Annotated in this window: 7 protein-coding genes; all 7 read left to right on the top strand. The window is 70.7% G+C overall.

Features of this window, described 5'->3' with window-relative positions; genetic code table 11:
* Positions 1–628: 628 nt before the first annotated feature.
* The 7 genes from cas6 to cas2 all read left to right on the top strand — a co-directional run bounded on the left by cas6 (position 629) and on the right by cas2 (position 8,919).
* Positions 629–1,318: a CRISPR-associated endoribonuclease Cas6 gene (gene cas6, locus UK82_RS29295; RefSeq protein WP_055410628.1), complete on the top strand. Its 690-nt coding sequence runs from the start codon at positions 629–631 to the stop codon at positions 1,316–1,318.
* Position 1,319: 1 nt separating this feature from the next.
* Positions 1,320–2,771: a hypothetical protein gene (locus UK82_RS29290; protein WP_055410626.1), complete on the top strand. Its 1,452-nt coding sequence runs from the start codon at positions 1,320–1,322 to the stop codon at positions 2,769–2,771.
* A 5-nt stretch (positions 2,772–2,776) separates the two neighbouring features.
* Positions 2,777–3,838 carry a type I-B CRISPR-associated protein Cas7/Cst2/DevR gene (gene cas7i / locus UK82_RS29285; RefSeq protein WP_055410624.1) on the top strand — a complete coding sequence of 354 codons (1,062 nt, stop codon included), beginning with the start codon at positions 2,777–2,779 and terminating at the stop codon, positions 3,836–3,838.
* Positions 3,839–3,902: 64 nt separating this feature from the next.
* The gene (locus tag UK82_RS29280) at positions 3,903–7,163 is read left to right on the top strand and encodes a CRISPR-associated helicase/endonuclease Cas3 (RefSeq protein ID WP_055410622.1); all 3,261 of its coding nucleotides are present in this window, start codon (positions 3,903–3,905) and stop codon (positions 7,161–7,163) included.
* The gene (locus UK82_RS29275) at positions 7,160–7,669 is read left to right on the top strand and encodes a CRISPR-associated protein Cas4 (protein ID WP_055410620.1); all 510 of its coding nucleotides are present in this window, start codon (positions 7,160–7,162) and stop codon (positions 7,667–7,669) included. Before UK82_RS29280 ends, UK82_RS29275 begins: the two co-directional genes overlap by 4 nt.
* A 1-nt stretch (position 7,670) precedes the next feature.
* Complete coding sequence (gene cas1b / locus UK82_RS29270) at positions 7,671–8,651, top strand: type I-B CRISPR-associated endonuclease Cas1b (protein WP_055410618.1); 981 nt, start codon at positions 7,671–7,673, stop codon at positions 8,649–8,651.
* Between the two features lie 4 nt (positions 8,652–8,655).
* Positions 8,656–8,919: a CRISPR-associated endonuclease Cas2 gene (gene cas2 / locus UK82_RS29265; RefSeq protein ID WP_055410615.1), complete on the top strand. Its 264-nt coding sequence runs from the start codon at positions 8,656–8,658 to the stop codon at positions 8,917–8,919.
* Positions 8,920–9,062 lie beyond the last annotated feature (143 nt).

Here is a 9,062-nt window from a genome sequence, read left to right as displayed (position 1 = left end):
ACGCGTTGCGATCCCTCCAGGGATGATCAGCGACCCCCATAGTAAAGGTGCAGGTCAGGGGCGGGGTGGGGCGGGGATGAGACGGCGATCTTGCAGCGGTTCGGCGGTGATGCAACTGTGCAGGTCAGGGGCATGATCCAGATTGAGTTGTTGGGGAGGCTTGCGGCGCTGAGCGTGGGGCTCCGCGACCCGAGGCTGACCCGTTGGGCGCCGGGCGCACTTGCGGCGAACGTGAACCTGCATCGAGGAGTACAGCATCCCGGGCCCGCTCGGGCGTCCAAGTGGGCTCGCCGCCGCTCCGCTGGCAGAGCAAGCCAGCGCGCGCCTCGGAGCCATGCGGTGCGTGGGACGCGGTCGAGACGTGGGCGGGAACCCGGCCGGATCTACCTCTTCTCTCCAGCAAAGAGAGTGAGATCCGTGCAGGTCAGGCTATGCGTCTGGCTGCGGTCGAGAATCGACGACGGGGCCGCCGCCGCACAGTCCGGGTGGCGCATTCCTGCACCTTGCGTCGCTGCGGTGACCCCTGCCAGCGGGGGGTGGTTGCGGCTGTGCGACACTTTCCGGCTGTGCGGGTGACGGCGCAGCCGCTGCCACCGGACTGAACGGTCCGCGCATGAACGGGGGATGCATGAGATTTAGGGTCGATCTCGCGGCCGACAGGTCGCCGTTGCAATGGGATGATGTTTTCACGCCGGCGCGGGCCCTGGCTTACGACCTGATCCGTGGTCAGGATCCGGAGCTGGCCGAGGAACTGCACGAGCGCGGCTTCGCGGGATCGCCGCTGCGTCCGCTCGGTATCTCGACACCGCAGTTCCGTGGTGCGCGCAAGAGCCGCGGCGTCTACGGCACCTCGGCGGACGGTTCACTCTGGCTTGGTTCTCCGGTGCCCCGCGTCGCCTCCGCGCTGCTCGCCGGAATCGCCGGCCGGCAGACGTTGCGCTGGGCGTCGCTGCGGCTCACCCTCCGCGGCGTGCAACTCGAACCGGCCCCTGACCATCAGGCCGGCGAGGCGGTATTCTCGACGCGGACGCCGGTTCTCATCAAGTGGGAGGACCGCTACATCCATCCGGACCATCCGCAGTTCACTGATCGGCTCAGCCACAATCTGCGGCACAAGGCCGACCTGCTCGGCCTGCCCGCCGACAACGACATCGAGGTCATCTCCTCCGGGCCACCCCGCAAGTTCCTCGTGCAGCGGGCGCCCCGGCACGGCAGCACGGCCGAGGTCCGCATTCGCGCGGATTCCGCCCTCCTCGACGCCGTCTACGACTGGGGCCTCGGGCTCGGCACCAATCAGGGCTTCGGATGGATTCGCTGAGGTGGCCGCTGCCGGAATCTCCGCCAGCCAGGTCAACGATCGTCTCTTCCTGACAGAGCATCCGTTGCAGCGAGCCGGGGCGCGTTCGATAGTCCTTCTCGCCGACCACGACGACGTCGGTCAGGTCAGCTCGGCGGATCTGGATCGAGTCGCCGAGAGGATCGTCTCGGATGTCGTCAACGCGGCGGTCGCAGCCAAGGCGGGTGCGGCCTACGACTGGTGGAAGATCCTCTTCGCGATGTACCCGAACGCGAAACCGACCCACGCCAAGCGCAGCCGCGATCGGAACGAGCTCACCGCCGAGGTGAACCGCTACTTCGCCGCCGAGGCCAGCGGCCAGGAGGCGGCTGCGGCGACGATCCGTCCGTGTGCATTCTGCGGCGGGGCGACGAGCGTGCTGTGGGCGAAGTCGACGCTGCCGATGTTCGATACCACGAAGGCGTTGAACACCCTGCCGCCGGGCGTCGGGGGCTGGCCGGTGTGCCGGCCGTGCCGGCTGGCGATGTGGGCGATGCCCTACGGCGCCTCGGTCACCCTGGGCTCGGCGACCGTCCTGACCTGCGAGAACCCGGACGTTGAGTGGCGGTTCACCGAGGTGAACCTGGAACGCTCCGCCCGCATCCGCCAGACCGGGTTCACGTCGCTGGCGGCGAGCGCGTCCCCGGAAAGCGTGACCCTGCACGCCCTGGAACGGCACGCGGTCGACCGGCCCGTCGCCGCCACCCTGTGGAGCTTCAAGAACGACAACCAGGAGCCGTGGCTGCGGGTCAGCGAAACCCGCATCGCCGTCGTCACGTTCCTCCGCGCACTGCGCGCCGACCGGGACGCGAAACAAGGATGGCAGGCGCTGCGGCGGAGCCTCACCCGCCGGGGGACCGATGGAAAGGTCAGCCAGAGCGGCCGGGATGTCCTCGCCCGCGCCTTGTTCGCCTCGGCGAACAGCCGCACCGACCGTATCCTTTCTTACCTGTCCGAGCAGGCCGGCGACCTGACGAAGATTCCCGTCACGACGATCCACGCCTGGCGGGCCCTGCATGCGCTCTATCTGAAGGAGATGCACGGCGTGGACGCAGCCGCTCTCGCCCCGGTCACCACCCTGCTGGCCGACTGGATCATGCAGGCGACGAATCCGCGGGGCCGCTTCAACGAGTACTGCCGGGCGGCCGGCCGCAGTTACGCACTGCAGCGCCTGCTGATGGAGGCGACCGCCCGGCTGATACTCGACGGCCGGAAGGCGGCGGACATCACCGACGTCGCCCAGCGCCTGCTGCACGGACCGCAGGGATACCAGTTGCGCGGCCAGCTCTTCTTCGAGGTGGCCGCGGAACTTGACCATCGCGGCGCGGCCATCGGCAAGAAGAGCGACGACGAACCGGACACGGTCAAACCCGACGAGCCCCTGTTCGGGGCCGACCTGGTGGACCCGACCGACCCGGACTACGAAGGGGCGTAGGAACGATGACCTATCTGGCGGGAAAGCTCGTGCTCGCGGTCGAGGCCGGCGCCCCGAACAACGGTCGGGGTGATGCCACCACCGCCCGGGTGAAGAAGGCGAGGATCCGCGGCCGAGACTATCCCTATGTCTCCGCCCAGGCCTTCCGCCGCTGGCTGCGGGATACGATGACCGCTTCCGGCGCGGTGCCGTCACCGACCGAGCGGGTCGGTAAGGCCCAGCAGAAGGCGCAGAAGGCGACGACCGCCGCCAATCCCATCGAATATGCCGACGACGACCTGTTCGGCTATCTGAAGGCGACCGCGAAGTCCGAGGACGCGTCCACCACCGTGCGCGACACGGCCTTCATGGTCGGGACGTTTCTGTCGGTGGAGCCGGTCCGTCTCACCGAGGATTTCGGGGTGATGTCGCGTAACATTCCCGAACCGGTCCTACACGCCCACGAGTTCTACACCGCGGACCTCGCCGCTCCGCTGCTGCTGGACGTTCCGCGGGTCGGCACCTTCACCCTGCCGGATCGCCACGGCGCCGGGCGGCCGAACTACCTGACCGAGAAAGAGGCGTTGAGCCTCGCCGCCGCCGCGCAGGCCGGGGCGACGAGCACCACGTTCCGCGGTCACGGCGCGGTGCGGTTGCCGCTGGCCGAGCGGCGCCGGCGGGTGGCGCTGCTGCTGGACGCGCTCGCCGAGCTCGCCGGCGGGGCGAAGAAGGCGCTGCACTACGGCGACCGGCTGCCGGCGCTGTTCGCCCTGGTCCCGATGGCCGGCGGGGTGAACCCGCTCGGGTTCGTCATCGACGGCGCCGACGACGGCACCGGCCTGCAGGTCCGCGGCGACGTGCTGCGCCGTGAGCTCGAAGCCTGGGACGGGGAATGGGAGGCGCCGGTGCTCGTCGGCTGGCGGCCGGGGTTCCGCGACACGCTGCGCAAGCAGTTCGAGACCGACCTCGCGGAGGAGATCGGCGCCGGCACGGTCGTGCTCGGCCATCCCCGCACCGTCCTGCGCGACCTCGCCGAGCGGATCCGCCGCGGCGAGCACGACGGCTGGTTCGACGACCCGGCCCGATGAGCCTCCCGAGTACCCGCGTACGCAAGCCCCGCAGGTGCAAGCCCCGCAGGCGGATGGAGCGCAGATGGATGGTGCGCCGGTGAGCGACGCCGCCGGCGGCCGGCAGCCGTCAACGGGGGCAGTCGAGGCGCTGCGGGTTGAGCTCGCCGTGCCCATCGCGTCGTTTCGCGACCCGATGTTCCCCGGGGTGACCCGCTGCCTGCCGGTGCCGCCGCCGTCCACGATCCGGGGGATGCTGGCCGCGGCGACCGGACGGCCGAGCGAACCGGTCCCGCTTGGCCTCGCGGCGAGCGCAACCGCGAACGGCATCGACCTGGAGACCTACCATCCGATCGCCGCCGACGGCGCCAACCCGGCGATCGGCGGCCGGGTCGCCCCCGGCAAGGGCGGGATGACCATCCGTGAACGGCCGTTCCTCGCCGGCGTCCGAGTCACGCTGTGGATTCCCGGGGCGGACGGCCGCCGGCTTGCGGCGGCGCTGCGCCGGCCGGTCTGGGGCCTGCGGCTGGGTCGTTCGCAGGACCTCGTCCACCTCGTCGGGTCGCCGCGCTGGACGGTGCTGCGCCCGGCCAAGCGGGCCGTCGTCGGCCACGCCGTCGCGCCCGCAGACGGGCACGCGGCGCCGCAGGCCGTGTCGCTGCGGATGGCCGTCGCCGTCAGCTCCGATCGGCTGGCCACGGACTACCGCTCGTTGCTGTGGTGCGCCGACCCCGCCGGGGAGCACGACGTCCATGGTGCCTACCGGGACGATCTCGACGGGCAGGCCGTCTGGCTACTCGCGGGCTCCGAGAAGTCCGGAGAGATCGGGGACCAGGGGGAGCTGGGGAGGGTGCTGGCGAAGTCGGCGGAGCGGGCCGCCGACGGCAGGGCCGAACAGCTCACCGAGCATTCGGCGTCGGTGCGGGACGCGGCCCGGGCCGTCGCGGCGCGGATCGGGCCGGCCGGGCCAATCGCCGCCGAGCCCCGGTTCTGGGCCTGCGTGGAACGGGCCGCGCTGCTCCACGACGCCGGCAAGGTCGCCGAGGGCTTCCAGCGTCAGGTCCGCCCCAACGGCAAGCCGTGGGGTGAGCGTCACGAGGTGCTCTCGCTCGCCTACGTCGACCTGTTCCATCCGGGGAGCGAGGCCGGGGCTCCCGGCGACCGGCTGATGACCGCCACCGGTGTCCTGTTCCATCATCGGGCGCTGACATCCAGCGGTGAGGTCAGCGGAAGGTCCCCCGAGCCACTCACCCACCGCTATTTCGAGGACGCCGACTGGGGCCGCTACTTCGGGAAGGGCACGGCCGACGACCTGCGGCAGGGCAGGCCGCCCGTCCAGATCCCGCGGCAGCGGCACGCCGAACTGCTCGCCTGGTTCGCGGGCCAGCTCGCCCTGGCACCGGACCCGGACCCGGACCCGGCCCGCAGGCTGTGGGAACGGGCGCGCGGGCTGTTCCTGGCGACGCGCGACCGGTGGATCGATCCGGTGAGCGAGGAGTCCGGCCTGCTCGCCGTGCTGCTCCAGGGCGCGGTGACGCTCGCCGACCATGCCGGATCGGCACACGTGCCGCTCCAGACACACATGCCGCTACCCCGCCGCTTCCTCGACCGGCTGGCGACGCCTTATGCTCACCAGCGCGCCGCGGCGGCCGCCGACGGGCATGTCGTCGTGCTCGCGCCGACCGGCAGCGGCAAGACGGAGGCCGGCCTGGCCTGGGCGTCGGCCCGCCTGGACGGGATGCCCGGCCAGGCGCGGCTGGTGTGGGTGCTGCCGTACCGGGCTTCGATCGACGCCGCCGCCGACCGCTTCCGCACCAACCTCGACCCGCCTCCGACCGGCGAGCCTCCGACCGACGGCCAGCCGACCGGCGGCCAGCCGACCGGCGAGCGGCCGGACATCGGCGTCCTGCATGCGACCGCGGCGCGCACGCTGCTGGAGCGGGCGGTCGCCGAGGACTGCCCCTCACCGCGGGACGCCGCACGCAAGGCGCGGGCGCGGGCCGGCGCCATGCGGCTGTTCGCCCAGCGGGTGCGGGTGGCGACGCCGCATCAGCTCCTGCGGGCCGCCATCGCCGGCCCGCGCTACTCGTCGGTGCTGCTCGAACAGGCCAACTGCCTGATGGTCCTCGACGAGCTGCACGCCTACGACCCGGTCACGTTCGGCCGGATCTGCGCGGCGATGCGGCTGTGGTCGCAGCTCGGCAGCCAGGTCGCGGTGCTGTCCGCGACCCTCGCCCAGCCCATGATCGAACTCGTTCAGGACAGCCTGGGCGGGGCGGTCGAGGTGGTGCGCGCCGCGCCGGGCACGGCCCCGGACCGGCATCGGCTCGTCCTCGCCGACGAACCGATCATCGCCCCGGCCAGCCTCGACGCCGTCCGCCGCTGGCTGGCCGAGGGCCGTTCCGTCCTCGTCGTCGCCAACACCGTCCGCACCGCGCAGCAGCTCTACGCCGACCTCACGCCGGCCGCACGGGCTGCCTCGCCCGGCGTCGCGGGCCAGGCAAATGTCGACGGCCAGGCGGATTCGGACGCGGCGATCCTGCTGCACTCGCGGTTCAGGGCGCGGGACCGGGCGGGGATCGAGCGGCGCATCCTCGACCGTCATCCGGAACGCACACCGGACGATCCGGCGCGGCGAGGCGGTGGGCTCGTCGTCTCGACCCAGGCGTTGGAGGTGTCGCTGTGCCTCGACTTCGACCGCGGGGCCAGCGAACTGGCGCCGATCGAGGCGGTCGCGCAGCGCGCCGGCCGGGTGAACCGACGTGGACGCCATCCCGACGGGCCGGTCGAGTTCCGCGTCCACCCGGTCGAACGGCACCTGCCCTATGAGGAGGAGGCGTTGGCGGCGGCCTGGTCGGCGCTGCGCTCCACCGTCGACACCGATCCGACGATCTCCGAGCAGACCATCACCGCCTGGCTGGACCATGTCTACGCCACCGAGTGGGGACGGCGCTGGACGCAGACGGCACGGCAGAACCGCGACGCGTTCTGGACGAGCTTCCTGACGTTTCGCCGTCCCTTCGACGACCGCTCCGAATTCGCCGAGCACCTCGACGAGGCGTTCGACACCGTCCACGTGCTGCACACGGACGACGTCGAGGAGTACCGCGACCTGGCCGACCGTGAACGCGGAGATCCGCTGCTCGCCGAGGGGCTACTCATCCCGATCTCCTTCCAGCAGCGAATCCGGTTGACGCAGGCTGGGCGCGCGGTGCCTGATCGACGCCTCGGCGTGTGCGTCGTCGACGCTCCCTACTCCACCGAGACCGGCCTGGACCTTTCCGTTCTCGACAGTGCGACGCCCGGTGCTGCCGATGGCTCCCCTCCCGTGGACACGGTGCTGTGAACGCCGGGCCGGCCAGCGAGCCGGAATCACTCGGCGGGGTCCACGTCAAGTACCTGCTGCACTGCCCGCGGCAGCTCTGGCTGTACATGCGGGGCTATCGACCGGAGGGTTCCAGCGACCTCGTCTCGTTCGGCGAGATTGTCGACGAGACGACGTTCACCCGCCGCCGCGACATCGACCTCGGCGAGGCGAAGATCGACTGGGTGACGACGGGTGCGGTCGTCCACGAGACGAAGTCGTCGCGGGCGCCGAGCCCGGCGCACGAGGCGCAGGTGCGACACTACTGCCTGCTGCTGGAACGGCGAGGGGTCAACGTGCGCAGCGGAGTCATCCACTACCCACTGATTCGCCGCACCGTCACCGTCACGTGGGACGACGACGCGCGCCGCAGCGCCCTCGAAACCGAAGCGCAGGCCCGCGGCGTGATATCCGCCCCGGCAATTCCGCCACGGCTGGAACGCCGCCGCTGCCGGGGCTGTTCGTATACCGACTACTGCTGGGGATGAGATGCCCGCCGCCGGGAGAACCTACTGGCTGACCGAACCGTGCCGGATTCGGCGGGAGGACAACAGCCTGCGAATCGAGCGGGCCGACAGCAGCCCCGTCCGCCTACCGATCACCGATATCCGCGATCTGGTGACCTTCGACCACGTCGACATCAACACGGCCGCCGTGTCGCTGCTCGGCCGGCACGGCGTGGTCGTTCACATTCTCGACCACTACGGCAACTACGCCGGGGCCCTCATGCCAGCAGAGGACATGTCGTCCGCGCAGGTGGTGCGGGCGCAGGTCGAACTGACCGCCGCCCCCTCACGACGGGCCGCGATCGCCCGCTCCCTGATCGCGGCCACTGCCGCGAACGTCCGCTGGTCGCTGGAGACCGACCTGCTCGACGGGCCGCTGGACGCGCTCGGCAAGCGCCTTGCCACCGCGGAGAGCAGCGAGGAACTGATGGGCGCCGAAGGCAATTTCAGGCGCTCCGCGTGGGGAGTTTTCGACACGATCCTGCCGGCCTGGCTCCGCCTGGACGGTCGCACTCGGCGACCGCCGACGAACGCGGGCAATGCCTTCATCAGCTACGCGAACAGCGTCGTCTACGGCCGCGTCCTCACCGCCCTGCGGGCCACTCCCCTGCATCCCGCGATCGGTTTCTTGCACGCGGACACCGACCGCCGCCGCAACACCCTCGCTCTCGATATCGCCGAGCCCTTCAAGCCGCTGTTCGCCGAACGTCTGCTCCGCCGCGCCGCTTCCCAGAAGACCCTCCGACCGTCGGATTTCGAGGCTGACGTGGGCGCAGCTTCATTGAGCCGGGAGGGCCGGAAGAAGGTATCGGTGATGATGCGTGAGGAGCTCGCCGCCACCGTCTTTCACCGCACGCTGAAGCGAAAGGTCTCCTACGAGGAGCTCATCCATCTGGAGGCACTCAAGCTGGTACGGCTCTGCCTGGAAGGCACGCCGTACACGCCATTCCGGCCGTGGTGGTAGCGCAATGTTCGTCGTCCTCGTCTACGACACCGCAGCCGAGCGCAACCCGAACGCCCTGCGCACCTGCCGCAAGTACCTGCACTGGGTGCAACGCAGCGTTTTCGAGGGAGAGCTGTCCGCCGCCCAGTACCGCGCCCTGATGACCACCTTGCGCGACCAGCTCGACCTCACCTACGACAGCATCCGCGTCTACCGCACCCGCTCCCCCGCCCTCGTCGAAACCGAATGGCTCGGCGTCCCCATGGGCAACCAGGACTCCGTCCTCTAACCAGACGATCAAGCCCCTGACCTGCGCAGTTACATCACCGCCGAACCGCCGCAAGATCGCCCCTTCACCCCCACCCCACCACACCCCTGACCTGCACCTTTACCATGGGGGTCGCTGATCATCCCTGGAGGGATCGCAACGCC

The sequence above is a fragment of the Frankia sp. ACN1ag genome, assembly GCF_001414035.1.
Taxonomy (GTDB): domain Bacteria; phylum Actinomycetota; class Actinomycetes; order Frankiales; family Frankiaceae; genus Frankia; species Frankia torreyi.
Note: the sequence above shows the minus strand (reverse complement) of the source record. Positions and strands in the feature narration are given on the sequence as shown.